The 18,969-nt window shown below is 60.1% G+C and carries 18 protein-coding genes; 10 read left to right on the top strand and 8 right to left on the bottom strand.

From position 1 onward, the window contains the following. Window positions 1-18: 18 nt before the first annotated feature. Window positions 19-567: a chromate transporter gene (locus FE781_RS09670; RefSeq protein WP_138789411.1), complete on the bottom strand. Its 549-nt coding sequence runs from the start codon at window positions 565-567 to the stop codon at window positions 19-21. A 34-nt stretch (window positions 568-601) separates the two neighbouring features. After that, entirely contained in the window at window positions 602-1,087 is a 486-nt protein-coding gene (gene chrS, locus FE781_RS09665; RefSeq protein ID WP_138789410.1) for a chromate efflux transcriptional regulator ChrS, read from the bottom strand. Between the two features lie 217 nt (window positions 1,088-1,304). On the opposite strand from chrS, the gene FE781_RS09660 reads away from it, so the two are divergent. The 5 genes from FE781_RS09660 (at window position 1,305) to FE781_RS17480 (ending at window position 6,791) form a co-directional block, all read left to right on the top strand. Beyond that, a complete protein-coding gene (locus FE781_RS09660; protein ID WP_138789409.1) occupies window positions 1,305-2,408 on the top strand; it encodes a GntR family transcriptional regulator in 1,104 nt (367 codons plus the stop codon). A gap of 300 nt (window positions 2,409-2,708) precedes the next feature. After that, window positions 2,709-3,413: an L-ribulose-5-phosphate 4-epimerase gene (gene araD, locus FE781_RS09655; protein ID WP_138789408.1), complete on the top strand. Its 705-nt coding sequence runs from the start codon at window positions 2,709-2,711 to the stop codon at window positions 3,411-3,413. 3 nt (window positions 3,414-3,416) lie between these two features. Next, a complete protein-coding gene (locus FE781_RS09650) occupies window positions 3,417-5,090 on the top strand; it encodes a ribulokinase (protein ID WP_138789407.1) in 1,674 nt (557 codons plus the stop codon). A 29-nt stretch (window positions 5,091-5,119) separates the two neighbouring features. Next, a complete protein-coding gene (araA, locus tag FE781_RS09645) occupies window positions 5,120-6,619 on the top strand; it encodes an L-arabinose isomerase (RefSeq protein ID WP_138789406.1) in 1,500 nt (499 codons plus the stop codon). Window positions 6,620-6,641: 22 nt separating this feature from the next. After that, the gene (locus tag FE781_RS17480; protein WP_170209498.1) at window positions 6,642-6,791 is read left to right on the top strand and encodes a hypothetical protein; all 150 of its coding nucleotides are present in this window, start codon (window positions 6,642-6,644) and stop codon (window positions 6,789-6,791) included. 102 nt (window positions 6,792-6,893) lie between these two features. Here FE781_RS17480 and FE781_RS09640 read toward each other — a convergent pair whose 3' ends face one another. From FE781_RS09640 to FE781_RS09625, 4 genes are read right to left on the bottom strand one after another with little or no spacing between them, the layout of a single operon-like run. After that, on the bottom strand, window positions 6,894-7,358 hold the full coding sequence (locus FE781_RS09640; protein WP_138789405.1) for a RidA family protein: 465 nt from the start codon (window positions 7,356-7,358) through the stop codon (window positions 6,894-6,896). A gap of 39 nt (window positions 7,359-7,397) precedes the next feature. Further along, window positions 7,398-9,008 (bottom strand): N-acyl-D-amino-acid deacylase family protein, encoded by a 1,611-nt coding sequence (locus tag FE781_RS09635; protein WP_138789404.1) that lies wholly within the window; start codon window positions 9,006-9,008, stop codon window positions 7,398-7,400. A 60-nt stretch (window positions 9,009-9,068) separates the two neighbouring features. Beyond that, a complete protein-coding gene (locus FE781_RS09630) occupies window positions 9,069-10,193 on the bottom strand; it encodes an alanine racemase (protein WP_138789403.1) in 1,125 nt (374 codons plus the stop codon). Next, complete coding sequence (locus FE781_RS09625; protein WP_138789402.1) at window positions 10,186-10,854, bottom strand: helix-turn-helix transcriptional regulator; 669 nt, start codon at window positions 10,852-10,854, stop codon at window positions 10,186-10,188. The genes FE781_RS09630 and FE781_RS09625 overlap by 8 nt, the downstream gene beginning before the upstream one ends. 187 nt (window positions 10,855-11,041) lie before the next feature. On the opposite strand from FE781_RS09625, the gene FE781_RS09620 reads away from it, so the two are divergent. From FE781_RS09620 to FE781_RS09600, 5 genes are all read left to right on the top strand, one after another. Continuing rightward, entirely contained in the window at window positions 11,042-12,805 is a 1,764-nt protein-coding gene (locus tag FE781_RS09620) for a sensor histidine kinase (RefSeq protein ID WP_138789401.1), read from the top strand. Further along, window positions 12,802-14,355, top strand: a complete 1,554-nt coding sequence (locus tag FE781_RS09615) for a response regulator transcription factor (protein WP_138789400.1) — start codon at window positions 12,802-12,804, stop codon at window positions 14,353-14,355. The genes FE781_RS09620 and FE781_RS09615 overlap by 4 nt, the downstream gene beginning before the upstream one ends. Before the next feature lie 100 nt (window positions 14,356-14,455). Next, a complete protein-coding gene (locus FE781_RS09610; protein ID WP_138789399.1) occupies window positions 14,456-15,778 on the top strand; it encodes an extracellular solute-binding protein in 1,323 nt (440 codons plus the stop codon). Between the two features lie 80 nt (window positions 15,779-15,858). Further along, window positions 15,859-16,731, top strand: coding sequence for a carbohydrate ABC transporter permease (locus FE781_RS09605; RefSeq protein ID WP_138789398.1), 873 nt, complete (start codon window positions 15,859-15,861; stop codon window positions 16,729-16,731). Between the two features lie 19 nt (window positions 16,732-16,750). Further along, window positions 16,751-17,629: a carbohydrate ABC transporter permease gene (locus tag FE781_RS09600; RefSeq protein ID WP_138789397.1), complete on the top strand. Its 879-nt coding sequence runs from the start codon at window positions 16,751-16,753 to the stop codon at window positions 17,627-17,629. Between the two features lie 268 nt (window positions 17,630-17,897). Here FE781_RS09600 and FE781_RS09595 read toward each other — a convergent pair whose 3' ends face one another. Together FE781_RS09595 and FE781_RS09590 are read right to left on the bottom strand one after the other, a co-directional pair. Next, window positions 17,898-18,332, bottom strand: coding sequence for a hypothetical protein (locus tag FE781_RS09595; RefSeq protein WP_138789396.1), 435 nt, complete (start codon window positions 18,330-18,332; stop codon window positions 17,898-17,900). Between the two features lie 182 nt (window positions 18,333-18,514). Then, entirely contained in the window at window positions 18,515-18,880 is a 366-nt protein-coding gene (locus FE781_RS09590; RefSeq protein WP_138789395.1) for a hypothetical protein, read from the bottom strand. Window positions 18,881-18,969: the final 89 nt, after the last annotated feature.

Below are 18,969 nucleotides of genomic sequence, written 5' to 3'. Positions count from 1 at the left end.
CCGCACGGCCTTCCGGCTTTATCCCCGCATAAACAACGCTCCGATCGCGAGCGCCCCCACAATTCCCCAGACGGCGCTGACGTGCAAGTATTGCACCAGGATAAAATAACCGGCTCCCAACAAAAACGGCATAAAGCTTATGACCCCGGGAGACGTTTTAAACGCAAACTTCGCGAAATCGTACGCCAGCATGGCCATCATGACAAAAATGACCGGTTGAATGCCGCGCGTCATCCCTTTGATAAACGGGTTGTCCTGGAGCTTGTGCATGACGCCGACGAGGGCAACCATCAAAATTGCGGTCGGCAGCACGACGGCGGACAAGGCGACGGCGGCTCCCGCATACCCGGCGACCTTGTAACCGATATAAGCGGCCAGCTTCGTCGCGATCGGTCCGGGCAGCGCGTTGCCGAACGCAAGCGCGTTGCCGAACTCCTCGGTATTCATCCATCCGAACCGGTCGACGACTTCATGCTCGTAGAGCGGGATGATGGAAGGGCCTCCGCCGTATCCCAGCATCGTTGCCCGTCCAAACGATACGAATAAATTCCACAAATCCGTCCACATCGATAAGTTCTCCTCCCGTTGCGCGAAAGCGGTCTTATAGCTTCAAGCCCATCCGGCTCTTGTATCGCTTGATAAGCAGTTGGCTGTCAACGCTGACGATTCCCGGCATCGCATACAGCTTCTCCACCAGAAATTTCTCCATTTGCTGCATATCCTCGAATAACCCGTGCATGTGCAGTTTGCTCGGGCCGGTCATATGGTACAGGCTGGTCACTTCCGGTTCGCCGGCAAGCCGGTCGGCAACTTGCTGCAAATATTGCGGATCGACTTCGACGTTAAAAAAGGCGGACACCGACATCCCGATCCGGGAAGGATTGATGACGGCGGTGAACCGTTCGATGACGCCCTCGTCCATCAGTGACTGGATGCGCGCCTGGACGGCGACGCGGGAGAGGCCGATCTGGTGGCCCAGCTCGGTATACGAAATCCGGGCGTTATCGTGCAGGGCGGCGATAATACGGCGGTCGATCTCGTCGAGACGGACGGGGGGACGCGTAGCGGACCCATCGGGCGTGTTCATGGGAAAGACCTCCTCTCGTCGACAATCTGCAATTAATATGGGTATTATACATTCGTTACGTATGGAATGTACATAAAATCTGTTTCGAATCGAAATGAACAATAGGGGGAAAAAGATGCGGCGCCTCCGATCGACATGTACATACAAATATGCCCGTGCTATAATACGTTCAGAATGGAGGCGAAAGCCTCCCCAACAGAATCGCGAGGGTAAGCCGATGCCGACTGACAAGCCGTTGCCGAAATATTTGCAGCTCAAAAACGAAATCATGTCCTGGATCAAGTCGGGCAAGCTGAGCCCGGGCGACCGGATGCCGACGGAAAACGAGATCGCGGAACGGTTCGGCATAAGCCGCCAAACCGTCCGGCAGACGTTCGGCGTGCTGGAGCAGGAAGGGCTGCTGCAGCGGATGCAGGGAAAAGGTACGTACGTCTCAAGCCCGCCGGCCCGGCGGCGGGAATGGACGAACGCCGAGAAGACGATCGGCGTGGTGACCACGTATATATCGGATTATATTTTTCCGCATATTGTGCGGGGAGCGGAAGCCGCGATGCGCAGCCGCGGATACCGGATGCTTCTGGCCAGCACGGACAACGACAAGGACAAGGAACGGGAGACGCTGGAAGCGATGCTCAGGCAGCCGATCGCCGGACTGATCATCGAACCGACCCGCAGCGCGGAAGGCAATCCAAATCTCGATTTGTATTTGTCCTTGGATTACAAGCGGATTCCGTACCTGATGATTAACGAACGTTATCCGGAGATGACCGGGCCGTATCTGAAGGTGGACGACGAAGCCGGCGGCTTCAAGGCGACCGAGCATCTGATCCGGCTCGGACACCGCCGCATCGCCGGTTTTTTCAAAACGGACGATCTGCAGGGGGTCGGCCGTCTGAAAGGGTTTATCCGCGCCCACCAAGCTTACGAGGTTCCGCTTGAACCGGACGCGGTCGTTCATTTCGCCACCCGCGACAAGACGGTTAAACCGGCCGAAGCGGCGCTTGGCATGCTGATGTCCGGGGAAGGGGAACGGCCGACGGCGTTCGTCTGCTACAACGACGAGCTGGCGATCCGCCTGCTGGAGACGATCCGCCAAGCCGGATTAACCGTTCCGGGCGACGTATCGGTCGTAGGCTTCGACGATTCGACGCTGGCGACGGCCACGGAAGTCAAGCTGACGACGCTGACGCATCCGAAGACGGACATGGGGACGATGGCCGCGGAGCGCCTGATCGACTGGATCGAAGGGCGCGCCGATCCGGCTCCGTCCCATTTGTTTGAGCCTGAGTTAATCGTGAGAGACTCCACCGGTCCGGTGTGAGTCTTTTTTTGCCGTCGGCGGGGATCGCCGGGTCTAAGACGGTCGCGTCCGACCCTGCTTAAGATTTGAAGCCCGTCTAGCTGCGGCAGCCGCCCGAACCATTCATACAAAAGCCGGCTGCCCGTACGGTTTCGGACCGGTCGATTGTTTCCGGAGGGTACGGCGCGATGCAGCGGGACAAATCTTCTGTGCGGCCCCAAAAAAGATGCGGCCCGACGATCTTTTACTGGTCAAATTGTACGTACAACTGTATACTTAGACTATCAATGATAAGGCTTACACGAAGGGTGGTGATTCGGATTGTTAGTACAACTGAAAGAGATGGTGCTTCAGGCGAACCTCGATTTGCCCAAATTCGGGCTGGTTACGTTCACCTGGGGCAACGTCAGCGGCATCGATCGGGAAACGGGGCTGGTCGTCATCAAGCCGAGCGGCGTCGACTACGGCAAGCTGCGGCTGGAGGATCTGGTCGTGCTCAATCTGGACGGGAAGATCGTCGAAGGCAAGCTGAAGCCTTCGTCGGACACGCCGACGCATCTCGCGCTGTACCGGGCGTTCCCGCAGATCGGCGGCATCGTACATACGCATTCCCCCTGGGCGACAAGCTGGGCGCAAGCGGGGCGCGGCATTCCGGCGCTCGGCACGACGCATGCGGATTATTTTTACGGGGAGATTCCGTGTACGCGCGTCATGACGCGAGAGGAGATTGAAGGCGCTTACGAGCTGGAGACGGGGCGCGTGATTATCGAGACGCTGCGGGACCGGGGGATCGATCCGGCCTTCGTGCCGGGCGTGCTCGTCCACGGACACGCGCCGTTCGCGTTCGGCCGGGACGCGCGCAGCGCCGTGCGCAATGCCGTGGTGATGGAGGAGGTCGCCAAGATGGGAATTCATACGTATCAGCTTAATCCGGCCGCGAGTTCGATCGATCAGGCGCTGCTCGACAGGCATTACCTGCGCAAGCACGGGGCTAACGCCTACTACGGACAAAAAGGAGCGAACTGACAGATGACCGCCAAATACGCCATCGGCATCGATTTCGGGACGGAATCGGGACGCGCGGTGCTTGTGGAGCTGTCAAGCGGACTCGAGGTGGCCGAACATGCCACCCCGTATCCGCACGGGGTGATCGACGAGACGTTGCCCGGCACCGGGCGCAAGCTGGAACCGGACTGGGCGCTGCAGCATCCGGGCGATTACCTCGAGGTGCTGAAACGCTCCGTGCCGGCGGTTATGAAGGCGTCCGGCGTCGATCCGGCGGACGTGATCGGCATCGGCATCGACTTTACCGCTTGCACCATGCTGCCGACGGACGAGCACGGGCAACCGCTTTGCCTTCTCCCGGAATATGCGGACCATCCGCACAGTTGGGTGAAGTTGTGGAAGCACCACGCCGCCCAGGATGAAGCGAACGAGCTGAACCGGATCGCTTACGACTTGGGAGAGCGGTGGTTGGCGAGATACGGCGGCAAAATTTCCTCTGAGTGGATGATCGCTAAAATCTGGCAAATTTTGAACGAGGCGCCGGACATCTATAAACGTACGGACACATTCATGGAAGCGGCCGACTGGATCGTCCTTAGGATGACGGGCAACTTCCTGCGCAACAGTTGCACGGCGGGATACAAATCGATCTGGCACAAGCGGGACGGCTATCCGTCGCGCAAATTTTTCCGCGCGCTGGATCCGCGTCTGGAATCGCTGGCGGAGACGAAGCTGCGCGGAGAGGTCGTGCCGCTCGGCACCAAAGCGGGCGAGCTGACGAAGGAGATGGCCGCGCTGATGGGACTCGCTCCCGGAACGGCCGTCGCCGTCGGCAACGTCGACGCGCATGTGGCGGTGCCGGGAGTCGGCGTCGTCGAGCCCGGCAAGATGGTGATGGCGATGGGCACGTCGATCTGCCATATGCTGCTCGGCACAGAAGAGCGGGAAGTCGAAGGCATGTGCGGCGTCGTCGAAGACGGCATTATCCCCGGCTATTTCGGATACGAGGCCGGCCAGTCGGGTGTCGGCGACATTTTCGCCTGGTACGTCGAAGAGGCGGTTCCGGCCTACGTCAAGGAAGCGGCCGATGCGGAAGGCGTGAACGTCCACGACTGGCTGGAGCGACGCGCCGCGGAGCTGAAGCCGGGACAATCCGGGCTGGTGGCGCTCGACTGGTGGAACGGCAACCGCTCCGTGCTCGTCGACGCGGATCTGACGGGCGTCATCGTCGGCTGCACGCTGCAGACGAAGCCGTGGGAAATTTACCGCGCGCTGCTTGAAGCGACGGCTTTCGGCACGCGCAAGATCGTGGACGCGTTCCACAACAGCGGCGTTCCCGTGAACGAGCTTTACGCCTGCGGCGGCTTGCCCCGGAAAAACCGGCTGCTCATGCAGATATACGCCGACGTCACGAACCGCGAAATCCGGATTGCGGATTCCAGGCAGACGCCGGCGCTCGGCGCGGCGATGTTCGGCGCGGTGGCGGCCGGAAGCGCCAAGGGCGGCTATGACAGCATCGTGGAGGCTGCTTCCCGTATGGCCCGCGTGAAGGAAGAAACGTTTAAGCCGATTCCCGAGAACGTGGCGGTCTACGAACGGCTGTACAGGGAATACGAGCTGCTGCACGATTATTTCGGGCGCGGCGCGAACGACGTCATGAAACGGCTGAAAGCGTTGAAGGAAGAAACATGGGCTTGATCGACAATTAACGCGGAGGATGATCGGGCATGGCGCAGCTCTATACGAAACCATACGAGTTCTGGTTTGCGGCAGGCAGTCAGCATCTGTACGGCCCCGGACCGCTGCAGCAGGTCGAGTCCAATTCGCGCGACATCGTCGAAGCACTGAACCGGTCGGGGGCGCTGCCTTTTCCCGTCTCGTTCAAGCGGCTGCTGACGACGCCCGAGGAGATCGCCCGGCTGAGCGACGAAGCGAACGTCAGCGGCAACTGCGCGGGCATCCTGACGTGGATGCATACGTTCTCTCCGGCGAAGATGTGGATCGCCGGCCTGACCGGTCTGCGCAAGCCGCTGCTGCATCTGCACACGCAATACAACCGCGACATACCGTGGGATTCGATCGACATGGATTTCATGAACCTGAATCAGGCCGCTCACGGGGACCGCGAATACGGGTTTATCGGGGCGCGTCTCGGCATCGCCCGCAAGGTGGTCGTCGGCCACTGGAGCGATCCGCAGGTTCAGCGCCGCATCGGTGAGTGGATGTCGCAGGCGGCCGCTTCCGTCGAGAGCCGCGGTCTGAAGGTCGCGCGCTTCGGCGATAACATGCGCCAGGTGGCGGTAACCGAAGGCGACAAGGTTGAAGCTCAAATCAAATTCGGCTGGTCGATCGACGGCTACGGCATCGGCGACCTCGTCGCCCGTATGCGCGAAGTGACGGACGCTGAGGTGTCGGCGCTGTTTGACGAATACGGCGAGCTGTACGAGCTTCCCGCCGAATCGCTGCGGCCGGGGGCGGTGCGCGAGTCTATCCTGGAGCAAGCCCGCATCGAGCTGGCGCTTGGCCGCTTCCTGAAGGAAGGCGGGTTCGGCGCTTTCACCACGACGTTCGAGGATCTGCACGGTATGAAGCAGCTTCCCGGCCTTGCCGTGCAGCGGCTGATGGCCCACGGCTACGGCTTCGGAGGCGAGGGCGACTGGAAGACGGCGGCGCTGACGCGGACGATGAAGCTGATGGCGGGCAATGCCGGCACCTCCTTCATGGAGGACTACACGTATCACCTGGAACCGGGCAACGAGCTCATTCTCGGCGCGCATATGCTGGAGATTTGCCCGACGATCGCCGCCGACCGTCCCCGCATCGCGGTGCATCCGCTCGGCATCGGCGGCAAGGAAGACCCGGCCCGGCTGATTTTCAACGGACGCGAGGGAGCGGCCGTGAACGCCTCGCTTGTCGATCTCGGCGGCCGCTTCCGCCTGATCGTGAACGAAGTCGAAGCGGTGAAGGCGCCGCACGGCATGCCGAAGCTGCCGGTCGCCCGCGTGCTGTGGAAGCCGCTGCCGTCGCTGGCGCAATCCGCCGAGGCCTGGATCTATGCGGGCGGCGCGCATCATACGGTGTTCTCCTACGCCGTCACGACGGAGCAACTGGTCCAGTGGGCGGAGCAGAACGGCATCGAGTGCGTCGTCATCGACCGCGATACGGATATCCGCCAATTCCGCAACGAGCTGCGCTGGAACGAGATGTACTGGAAGTTCAAAAGCTGATCCGACAAAGCATGCGCCGTTCATGACCGAGTTCAAGCAGGAGATGTCGGGGTTTAAACGGGAAACGAACCATCATGTTAACCGCATCGACCGCAGGCTCCGCTTTACCGAGTCGGATTACGAGCAGGCGAACGAGCGGATCGATAAGCTGGAGTTAAACGATAAGCGCTGATCCTGGCGATATCGGGAAAGTAACAGGCCGCGCCGAACGGAACAAAAGTCCGTCCGGCACGGCCTTTTCGTTGCATCGGAGCGGAGCCGGGTCAGAGGAAACTCAATCGCGCACTTCAACGATCATCTCGATCTCGACCGGCGTGTTGAACGGCAGCTCGCTGGTGCCGATCGCTGAGCGGGCGTGGCGGCCGGCTTCGCCGAACACTTCGACCAGCAGATCCGATGCGCCGTTGATGACGTACGGCTGGTCGGCGAAACCCGGCGCGCTGTTGACGAACCCGAGCACTTTGACCACCTTCACGATGCGGTCGAGGTCTCCGAGATAACCTTTCAACACGGCCAGGCAGTTGATCATCGTCACGCGGGCGGCTTCCCGGCCCTGCTCGATCGTCAGATCGCGGCCGAGTTTGCCTTCGTAGATCAGCTTGCCGTCGACGCGGGCGTCTTGGCCCGACGTGTAGACGAGGTTGCCCGTCCGGTTGCACGGGATATACGTGAAGCGCGGTTCCGGCGACGGCGGAAGCGTAATGCCAAGCTCTTTCAAACGTTGTTCGACTTTAGACATGAATGACGCACCTCCGATAAAGTTGAAAGACGGTTCGAATCAATGCCCGTGCTTGCAGCATGAAGCGGCGCGGATCAGGATGCCCGCGGTTTCCTGCGTATGCCGGTCGCCGCGAAGCGTCGGACGCCCGCCGACGATGACGTTCGAGATGCCGCGCGGATACTGCCTCGGTTCCTCGTATGTCGCTTGATCCCGGATCGTATCCGGGTCGAATACAGTCAAGTCCGCGGCGTATCCCGGCGCGATCAATCCGCGTTTGCCCAGCTTGAAGCGCGCCGCGGGGAACGAGGTGACTTTGCGGACAGCTTCTTCCAGCGACAGCACGCCCTCGTCGCGGACATATTTGGCGAACACCCGGGGGAAGGTGCCGTACAGCCTCGGATGCGGCTTGCCCGTCTCGCAGGTGAGGCTGTCCGAAGCGATCAGAGATTTCTCATAGGCGACCACTTGGCGAACGTCGGCTTCGTCCATATGGAAATAGACGATAGAGATCCGGCCGTCCTCTTCCAGCAGCAGATCCATCATGCAATCGGCCGGCGTCTGCCCGCGCGATTCGGCGATCTCCGCGATCGACCGGCCCTCCAGATGACGGTTTTCCTCGCGGTGGACGGCCGAGACGACCACGCTCTGCCAGCCGGTGGAGCAGACGAGGTTATCCCAGGTTTCCTGCTCGCGGCTCAGCTCATCCGCAATCCGCTTCCGCAGCGACGGGTCGCGGAACGCCTCCAGCGCCCCTTCGATTCCGCGTTCGAGCACCCAGGGCGGCAGCACCGTCGTCAGCGTCGTCGATCCGGCGTGGTACGGGTACACGTCGCAGGTCACGTCCAAGCCCCGGGCGCGCGCCGCTTCGATCAGCTCCATCGCTTCGAGCACTTTGCCCCAGTTCGCTTTGCCGGCGGCCTTGAGATGGCTGACGTGAAGGGGGACCCCGGCCCGTTCCGCGATCCAGATCACTTCGCGCACCGACGGGATCAGGTTGTTGCCTTCGCCCCGGATATGCGTCGACAGCAGACCGTTGTACTTCGGCAGCACCGAGCACAGCTCGGCCAGCTCTTCCTTCGCCGTATAGCTGCCCGGCGCGTACAGGAGCCCGATCGACAGGCCGATCGCGCCCGCTTGCATGCCGGCGTCCAGCATCGCTTTCATCCGATTGAGCTCGTCGGGACGAGCCGGACGATTGTCGAAGCCCATGACGGCGATGCGCAGCGCGCCGTGCGCCACATACGTGGCGACGTTCTCGGAGATGGCGGCGCGTTCAAGCGCCGCCATGTACTGCTCGACCGTCTGCCAGGGCCACGCCCAATCGGTCTTGCCCAACACGGGCTGCACGTAGCTTTGCAACTGTTCGGCGCGCTCCGGCACGAAAGGGGCGGGGGCGAGCCCGCAGTTGCCGAGCACCTCTGTGGTAACCCCTTGACGAAGCTTGATCTCGCTTTTGGGATAATCGAAGATCATGAGGTCGGAATGACAATGGCCGTCGATAAATCCCGGCGCGATAACTTGCCGGCCGACATCGATGACGTCGCGGGCTTCCACATCGAGGCGGCCGACGGCGGCGATGAGGCCGTCCTTGACCCCTACGTCGCCGACAAACCAGGGATTGCCGGTCCCGTCGACGATACGTCCGTTGCGTAAGATCAGATCCAGCATGGTAGGAACCCTCCTATCTGTTCGCGTGCCGCGCGTTTGCCGGGAAACGGACGATTGGCTTCATTCCAGCATGCCGCGCGCGGCAATGATGCGTTCGGCAAGCGAACCGCTCGCTTCGCGAACATACACGCGGTTGTGCAGATTCAAGGTGCTGCAGATATGATTGGGTATGATTTCAAGCACGTCGCCGACTTGGAGATTCGCGCTTTGCGCCGACGAGCCGAGCCGGATCATGCCGTGCTCCTCGGACATCCGCTCGAATACGGCATCGTCCAGCCCGACGATATGGCCGAAGCCGACGAGGCCGAGAGGGGGCGTGCCCGGCTGCACGTCGGTCGCAAACGTCTTGCTTCCGCCGTCGATGACGGCGAGGTCCGGAGCGGGCCGGCTGACGACCGACACAAGCACGCGGCCGGCGCAGTCGTCCAATCCGCATACGCCGAACGCGGCCTGCATGCGATCGTGGAAGACGTAGGTGCCCGGACGTATCTCCGTCACCCCCGGAACCGCCCCGGCATACAGTCCCGTAGGCGTCGAGCCGACGCTGACGTCCCGGATCGGGAGACCGGCCGAGCGCATCCGCCCGGCAAGCTCCGCCATCAGGCGGCCTTCTTGTTCGCCGGCGGCCGCAAGATCCTTCGTCGGCTTCCCGTCCAGAATCGCGCCGCGGAACGTATAGATGCCCGTCAGCCGGACGCCGGGAAGACCCGCGACGAAACCGGCCAGCTCCAGCGCTTCGCCGTAAGGCACGCCGGTCCGCCGCATTCCGGTGTCGATCTCCAGGCGCACCTCCAGCTCCAGACCGGCCGATTGGGCGCGGGCGGAGATCGCGCGGGCTCCGGCCGGACTGTCGACGCCGACGATCAGCCGAACGCCGTCCCGGACGAGGCGCAGCGCCCGGTCGATCTTGACGGCGGTTACGAGCGGATAAGCGACGAACAGGTCGCGGATGCCTCCCGCCGCCATCACTTCGGCCTCCGAGATTTTGGCAACCGTCAATCCGACGGCCCCGGCCTCGATCTGCTTCCTTCCGACTTCCGGCATTTTGTGCGTTTTGGCGTGCGGGCGCAGGTTCACGCCGAGCGCCGCGGCGGATGCCGCCATCCGCTCGATGTTGGCCCGCATTTTGCCCTCGTCGATGACGAGGCAAGGGGTCTCAGGTGCCGGTTCCGCTGGTTTACTCATGTTCGCCGCCTTTCTCCTGGGCTCCCGATTTGGTCTCCTCCAGGTAGTTATAGAGCGTGTACTTGGAAATATTAAGGTAATTGCATATTTTCTCGCCGCCCTTTTTGATGAGGAACGCGCCTTTGCGGTCGAGCAGCGCGATCATCTGCTGCTTGTCCTCCTTGGTCATCGCGGCGACAGGCTTGCCGATCTGCTCCTGGGCTTCCTGCAGCAGGGCGTCGAGGAGGTCGTTGACGTTTGTGACGAACGACTCCCGTACGGCCGGCCCCAGGTTCGATCCGGTCAAGCCTTGAATTGTCTTTTCCGCCAGCTTAAGATCGGTGATGTCGAAGTTGATGCAGAGCGCCCCGATCGTCTTGCCCTCGCGGTTTTTCATGTACATGGACGTGGAGCGGAGCAGCCGCCCGTCCTTCGTCTGCGTGACATAGTTGAATTTGTGGCCGCCGTCGACCTGGTTGCCCCGCAGCAGCTCCAGGCCGAGATTCGTGCCGGGGTCCCCGACCTTCCGGCCGGTGACGTGGCCGTTGGCGATCGCGACGATCGTGCTGTCGTACGGACGCGTCAAGTCGTGCAGCACAACTTCGCAATTCGGACCGAACTGGGCGGCGATGCCGTTGACCAATACGTTTAAAAATTCAAATTCGTCTTGTACGGATTCCAATTGGGCGATCGCTCCTTTTTGTTGATCCGATGAAACGAAACGTTCTCAATGCGATGGTAGCACAATTCCGGGAAAAATCAAACAAAAAGTTTGTTTACCTAAAAAAAAGTATGTTGCATCCGAGCGCCCTAATGTTATGATGAAAGCGCGTTACCGACCAGAAACTTATGCGCAGAGGTGAAACCTCATGAGGCGTTGGTTCGCCAAATCGCTCAAACGTCAGCTCTCCGTCCTGCTGCTGATCGCCGTGCTGCTGCCTCTTGTCGGAAGCGGCGTCATCTCCTACCGGATCGCGGCGTCCGTCACGGAGGAGAAAGCGAAGGAAGCGGGCACGAATACGCTCCGGCAGATCGCCGGCAGTTATGAATTTATCGTACGCGACGTGGAGAACATGTCGCTGTTCCTGATCGGCCATAAAGATTTTCAGAGTTACTTGGATGCCGAGTCCGCCGATATCACCCGGTATTCGCTCAACGTCGGGTTCTTGACGAATCTGGCGTTCTCCAAAACGTATATCGCCGATATTACCGTCAAGCCCGCCAAACCTTTGCCGGAACTGTCCAACACCACGATCCTGCGAACCGAGCTTCCGGACGTGTTGCGGAAGTATCAGGCGGAGTATTCGAGCGTGAACAAGTGGTGGTCCCCGCCTTACGAGACCTATACGGTGGAAGGGCTGAAGCGGGTCGTCTCGCTGGTGCGGGAAATTCGCAACACCAACAATTTTCAGGTGCTGGGCACGCTGTCCATCAGCCTGGACGAAGCCGAGCTGAGCCGGTATTTGACGGAGTCGGGCTGGGTGCCCGAGGGAGACCTGGTGCTGGTCGACGGACGAGGCACGGTAATCGCCAGCGACGATGACCGCAACTTGAACCTGACGCTGGATCAGGTGTTCCCCGATCTGCCCAAGACGAACGACGGGAGCGACGTGTTCACCTACGGAACCGGCCAGGATGCCCGGACGGTGCTGACGCATAAGCTGAACGTCGCCGACTGGACGTTGGTCGGCGTGATTCCGACGGAGATCTACACCTCGCAGAACGCTTACGTGCTGAGGACAACCGCGCTGGCCGCCGGACTCGGCATCGTCTTTGCGGTCGTTCTCGTGCTCATGTTCGTTCAACTCGTCACCCGGCCGCTGTCGAGGCTGTCCGCGACGATGAAGGATCTGAATCCCGACGAGCCGATTCCCGTGTTCAAGGTGCGCCATGCCGACGAAGTGGGCTTGCTGCTGCACAGCTTCAACAAACTGAGCGACCGGATTCAGCGCCTGAAAGAACAGGTCCAGCAGAATGAAGCGATGAAAAAAGAGGCCGACATCCTCGCGCTGCAAGCGCAGATCAACCCGCATTTCCTGTACAATACGCTCTCGTCCATCCACTGGATGGCGCTTATGAACAAGGATGACAAAATCGCGCGCATGGTCGGATCGCTCAGCGATTTTCTGCGCTTCAGCCTGAACAAGGGCGAGGAGTTTTGCCCGATCGAGCAGGAGCTCGCGCATGCCCAAAACTATGCCGACATCCAGTCGATCCGGTTCCCGGATCAATTCGAGATCGAATTCCTTGCCGATCCGACTCTGCTGCGCCGCCGGATGCTGAAGCTGCTGCTGCAGCCGCTGATCGAGAACAGCCTGATCCACGGCGTGCAGAAGAAAAAAGAGAAGGGCATGATCTACGTTCACGTGGAACGGATCGGCAACCAGGCGCGATTCAGCGTCGAAGATACGGGCGTCGGCATACCCGAAGCCAAGCTGAACGAGCTGCGCGAGCAATTGGCGACCGACCGTCCCGGCAACCAGACTGCGGCCCGGTCCGGTTACGGATTGCTGAACGTGCACCGGAGACTGGTGCTGCATTACGGTCCCGATGCGGCGCTGATTATCCACAGCGTAGCCGGCAAGGGGACACGCATATCGTTTCACATACCGTTGGAGGAGGACAGCGAATGAAACTGATGATCGCGGACGATGAAGTCATCATCCGTCAAGGGTTGAGCACCGTCATCGACTGGAAGGAGCTGGGCATTACGCTGCTTGAGCCGGCCGCATCCGCGGAGGAGGTGCTGGAACGCCTCGACGCGGAGCGACCGCACATCCTGCTGACGGATATCCGGATGGGAGGGATGGACGGCATCGAGCTGTCCCGCGAGGTCAAACGGCGATATCCGGACACGGAGATCATCATCCTGACCGGGTTCGACGAATTCGCGTACGCCCAGCAAGCGATTCACGAAGGCGTATCCGACTATCTGCTCAAAACGAGCCGTCCCGAGGAAATTATCAAAGCCGCGGTCCGGGCCAAGGGACGCGTCATGGAACGTCTGGAAGCGCGTCGGCAGGAAGCGCTGAACGCGGCTGCCGTCTGCAAGCAGCTTCTGGAGCGGCTGCTGACCCAAGGCCAGGAGGGATGGAGCCAATCCGAGTCGGCGAAGCTCCGCGAATGTTTTGTCCGGAGCGGCCTCTGCGAGCGCGAAGGCGAGGCGGGGCCGATTCGGGTGCTGATCGCGACGGCATCCGGCTGGGGGGAAGGGACGATGGCCGGTGTGCTGATCGGCGCGGTGGAGAATATGCTCAGCGAGCTGCTGGGCGGCTGCTCCATGTTGAAGCAGGACCGCATCGTCATGATCGTGCCGGAAGGAACGGCCGACGCGCAGGAACGCATCGCAAGGGAGCTTGGCCGGGTGAAGCGGACGCTGAAATGCTTGCCGTTCGCCGCTCTCAGCTTCGCCAGCCGGAATACGGCCGATTTGAAAGAGATGTACGCGGAAGCGTCAAACATTTTTGCCTACAGGGGCATGCTAGGCAACGAAGGCTTGTTCACTTCCGGCGACATCGGCAAGCGAGCCGGCGGCCGGACCGTGTGCACGGAAGCCGATGAGGCGGAGCTCGCCGCCCATCTCGCCAAGGGCAGCCTGTCCGACCTGAGGCAGACGGTGAATCGGCTCGTCCGCTCGGAGTTCGCCAATCCCGAAGCGACGCCCGAGACGCTGCTCGCTTATCTGCAATCGATCGTCATCGCGGGTTACCGGTGGCTGGAGCGGGCGCGGGGCGGAACCGGCGACACGTCCGCGCGGGCGGCCGTCACGCTGCAAAAGCTCCCCGAGAGCGAACGCCGGGCGGAGGAGGAGATATTCCGGCAGTTGTCCGGCATCCTGGCGGCGTTCCACGAATCGGTGGCCGACTCGAAGTTCGCTTATATCCCGAAATCCATCGCCTATATCCGGGACAACCTCGACCAAAATTTGACGCTGCAGCAAGTGGCGGCGTTTGTGCATCTGAATCCGAACCATTTCAGCGAGATGTTCAAGCGTGAGCTCGGCATGACGTACATCGAATTTGTCGTCCGGGAGCGTATGGCCAAAGCCGAACGGCTGCTTAAGGAGACGCCGCTTAAAGTTTCCGAGATCGCGGCGAAAGTCGGATACGAGGACGTCAAATATTTCGGGCAGTTGTTCAAAAAGCATACCGGCATGACCCCGTCGGAATACCGAGAGTCCTGAAATTATTCCCCCCTGGCCCCGATTTCTCTCCCGTTAACGGGCGATGTCTCCCGCCCTATACTTGGTCTTGTAGCGATCACACAGAGGAGGGCAATGCGATATGAAAAAGGGATGGAAAGTCGCGGCGGCCGTTATGCTGGGCACGTCTTTGATCGCGGCGGGCTGCGGCGGCAAAGACGACAACCAATCCGACAACGCTTCGGGCACCGATGCGAAAGTCAAGCTGTCGCTTTGGCACAATTTCACCGGTGACGATCTTCGCGCCAAAACGATGCGGGGACTCATCGACCAATACAAAAAAGACCATCCGAACGTCGAGCTTGACGTTCAAGGCATTCCGCCCGACGGCTACCGCACCCGACTGAAAACGGTGGCAGCCGCCAATGAAATGCCGGACCTCTTCATCATGTGGCCGGGCGTGATGACCAAGGAATTCGCTGCCGGCAACCTGCTGCAGCCGATCAACGAGCTGCTCGACGCCAAGAAGGAATGGAAAGACGGATTCCTGCCGGGTTCGTTCGACGACTTCACGATCGACGGCAATACGTACGCGGCGCCTACGGCTTTGACGCCGACCTCGATTCTATACTACAACAAAGAAATTTTCGATAAATACAACGCGAAACCGCCGAAAACATGGGACGAGCTGCTGGCGCTGGTCGATTTGTTCAACCAGAACAAAATCACGCCGATCGCGCTGGGTAACAAAGCGGCTTGGCTGGCGCAATCCAGCATTCTGAGTTCGCTGGCGGACCGGGTGACCGGCACGGAATGGTTCCTGAACGCGGTCAGCCAAAACGGCGCGAAATTCACCGATCCGGAATTCGTGCAGGCGCTTGGCTATCTGAAGCAGTTGGCTGACAAAAAAGCGTTCCAGGACGGCTTCAACAGCATCGACAATACGCAAATGGAGCAAATGTTCGCGCAAGGCAAAGCGGCGATGATGATCGACGGCGGATGGGCGCTGACCAACCTCGCGGCCAACGCCACGAAGGAAATGCTGGAGAAAATCGAGGTGACGGTGCTTCCGGAGATTCCGGGCGGCAAAGGCGATCCGAATTCGCTGTCCGCCGTTGTCGGAACCGGCTTCGGCCTCAGCAAAAAAGTCGACGGCGCCCGCAAACAAGCGGCCTTCGATCTGATCTACGCCTTGTCCGGTCCCGAAGCTCAAAAGGCGATTCTCGAATCGAACCAACTGGTCAGCTACAAAGTCGAGCTGGATAAGACGAAAGTCACGCCGGTGTTCGCGAAAGTGTACGAAATGCTGGGCACGGTCAAAAGAACGCCGGTATACGACGGCAAGCTGGATTCCGCTACGGCCGACGTCGTCAACAACGGTCTTCAGGAGCTTCTCATGGGCGGAAAGCCTGAAGATATCGCGAAGAAAATTCAAGACTCGGCGGCGAGAGCGGCCGGCAAATAATCGGAAATTGTGGACGAAGGCGATTCCGGGCGCGTAAGGCGCGCCGGAATCGCCGATTTCCGGAAAGGAGGAGGAGCGTCATGACGGAAGCGGCGAGAAAGCGGGCGTTTATTGCGATCGGTCTTCTTCCCGCTTTGCTGCTGTTTGTTTTTTTCGTCATCGTTCCGATCTTCTGGTCGGCCTATTTCGGCTTTTTCGACTGGAAGGGCATCGGCGAGATGAAATTCATCGGACTCGCCAACTATGCGGAGGCGCTCAGCGACCCGCTGTTCTATAAAGCGTTCAAAAACAACATGATCGTGGTGGCGGCTTCCGTCTTCGGGCAGGTGCCCATCGCGCTGGTGCTTGCGCTGGTGCTGACGAAATCGACCATGTTCCAGCGGTTTATCCGCGCCTCGGTGTTTATGCCGATGGTGCTGTCCTCGGTCGTCATCGGTATCATCTGGGGATACATCTATCATCCGCAAATCGGGATTTTGAATTTCTTGCTCGACAGCGTCGGACTGGGGTCGCTTAAGCAGCAGTGGCTGTCGGATCCGAGAATTTCAATGTATGCCCTGATGGTTCCGCTTATCTGGAATTTTATCGGCCCTTATATGGTGATGTTTATCGCCGCTCTCCAGTCCATCTCTCCGGAGATTCACGACGCGGCCCGCATCGACGGCGTCAGCCCGATGCGCAAGCTGTTCTCCATCGAGATGCCGATGATCTGGGACACGATCAAGGTGGCGGTCGTCCTGTGCATCTCCGGTTCGCTCAAGGCGTTCGACCTGATCTACGTCATGACGGGCGGCGGCCCGGCGCACTCGACGGAGCTTCTCGCCACCTATATGTACAACAACACGTTTAATGTCTTCCGGTACGGATACGGCAGCGCCGTCTCGACGGCGATCGTCATCATCAGCCTTGTGCTGGTCGCGGGCAGCCAATATCTGATGAAGCGTAAAGACTAAGGCCAAGGAGGAATCCGATATGCAGCACGCCGTCCGCACGGGCACCGCCAAACGCTCCGTCTCCGGCGGGGTCGGCCGGAAGCCTTGGGCTGAAGCCGTTAAAAACATCTTGCTGACCCTATACGCGCTTGTCACGCTATATCCGCTGATCTGGCTGTTCATCAGCGCGTTCAAGACGAACGACGAATTTTTCGATAAACCGTTCGGCCTGCCGGCGGAATGGCGGTTCGAAAATATGAAACGCGCCTGGGAAGTGTCCGACATGGGCACGTCTCTGGTCAACTCGTTAATCGTGACGATAGCCGCCCTGATCCTTACGGTGCTGCTGGGAGCGCTCGCCGCTTACGTGCTGGCACGATTCCAGTTCCGCCTGCGCGCGCCGGCCACCGGCCTGTTCGTTCTCGGCATGCTGATCCCGATTCACAGCACCCTGGTGCCGTTGTTTATCATCCTGAAAAAAATCGGGTTGTACGATACGTATTGGGCGCTGATCCTGCCTTATACGGCTATTGAGCTTCCGATCGCGATCTTCGTCACGGCGGCATTCCTGGGAACGATCCCGCGGGAGATCGAAGAAGCAGCGCTGATCGACGGAACGGGCTACTGGGGAATCTTCGGCCGCATCATGCTGCCTCTGGCCGCGCCCGCGCTGGCGACCGTCTCGATTCTCGCGTTTTTGCGGTTTTGGAACGACTTCGCTTTCGCGCTGGTCTTCATCAGCAAGCCGGCGCTGAAGACGGTCCCGCTCAGCTTGTCGGTATTCGCGAACGGGTACTCCACCGACTACAAGCTGACGATGGCCGCTATGGTGATCGCGGTTATCCCGACGATCGTCGCGTTCCTGCTGTTCCAGGAGAAGATTATGAAAGGCATGACCGCCGGAGCGGTCAAAGGATAATCGTTGTCATTGCTGAAGAGCGTCCTCCGCTGCGGAGGGCGCTCTTTTTTCCGCACAGAGCGGCATCATACCGCTTGATGAAAATTTGCCCTTCGCGGCTCGAATTTGCCGACAGGTTTTTTCGGAGATTTGCGTCCGATTTTGGCCGACGAAGTGTACTTTTGCATCTCAAGCGGATAAAAAAGCCGTACCGCCGCTGATTCAAGCGAAAACGGCGCACCGCCCTTGATCCCAAGGACGATGCGCCGTTGTGGGGTCCATGCGTCCGTCAAGCGCCTGCGGCGGCCGCAAGCGCGATCAGGACGAAAAATGCGGCGATCAGCGTGGCTCCGCCGTTGATGATCGTACCCGCGATCGCGAAGCCTTTGCGCCGATCCTTCTGCATGATGCCGACGATCCCCAAAATGAGGCCGATTAATCCGCACAGGAACGACAAGCCGACGGTTAATCCGAAAAAGGCCAATATGCCGCCTTTTTCTTCGATAAACGGCTCCATCGCTTCCGTAATGGCCTCTTGGGTCAAGGCATCGGGGTTGCTCGTATCCAGGTGATCGGGCAAATAAAGGGCGACGGACGCGATAAAGCTGATAAAGCCCGTCAGGCCGATGACGAGCATGGCCATCGCCAGAACGAATGCCGCAATGCCGTATCCGCTGTGCTTCTTTTTCGGTTGCGGCTCCATCGGCTGCTCATATGTATTCATTCGGATAGATTGCTCCTTTGGCATGATTTCGTTCCTTTATTTTATACGATAAGGCGCATGCGGCTCAACCTGTCCGGCCAAATCCGCCGGACGATGCCCGCCGCGGCAGGCGGGCCAAGCAAAAACGGCCTGCGCCGAAGACGGAATCCGTCCTCGATGCAGGCCGTTCGGGCGTTTCCCGCTTACCAAAAGCCGCCTTTGAAGCCGCCCTTGAAGCCGCCCTTGTAGGGATAGCCGCCGAAGCCTCCGTAACCACCGTAACCGCTGTAAGGATAGCCGCCGCAATTCCAGCCGCCTCCCCAGAAAGGGCCGGCCGACACTTCCGCGATCACAAGCAGATCGAACAAGACAAGCGGCAAAATCGGAATAAACGAAGTACGAACGGGTTTGCGTCTGCCGCCGGACCGCGCTGCGCCGCCATCGGGTCTGATGAACAGACGGTTACCTTTGATTTCGAGCAGCTTGCCAATCACGATGTCGCCTTTGCGTGTTTGGGCCATCACCCTTTTTCCGATCAGTTTTTGGACTTGGGCACGGGTTGGTTGCATCTCGTGCACCTCCTTCCGGCACTATGGAACATCTTATGCCGGGAAGAGGGGCGGGGCTTGGACGTATGGCAGCCGTTGTTTGCCGGGGG

Origin of the sequence: Paenibacillus thermoaerophilus (genome assembly GCF_005938195.1) — a bacterium.
In the GTDB taxonomy this organism is placed as follows: Bacteria; Bacillota; Bacilli; order Paenibacillales; family Reconciliibacillaceae; genus Paenibacillus_W; species Paenibacillus_W thermoaerophilus.
This window is presented reverse-complemented; position numbering and strand designations above follow the sequence as displayed.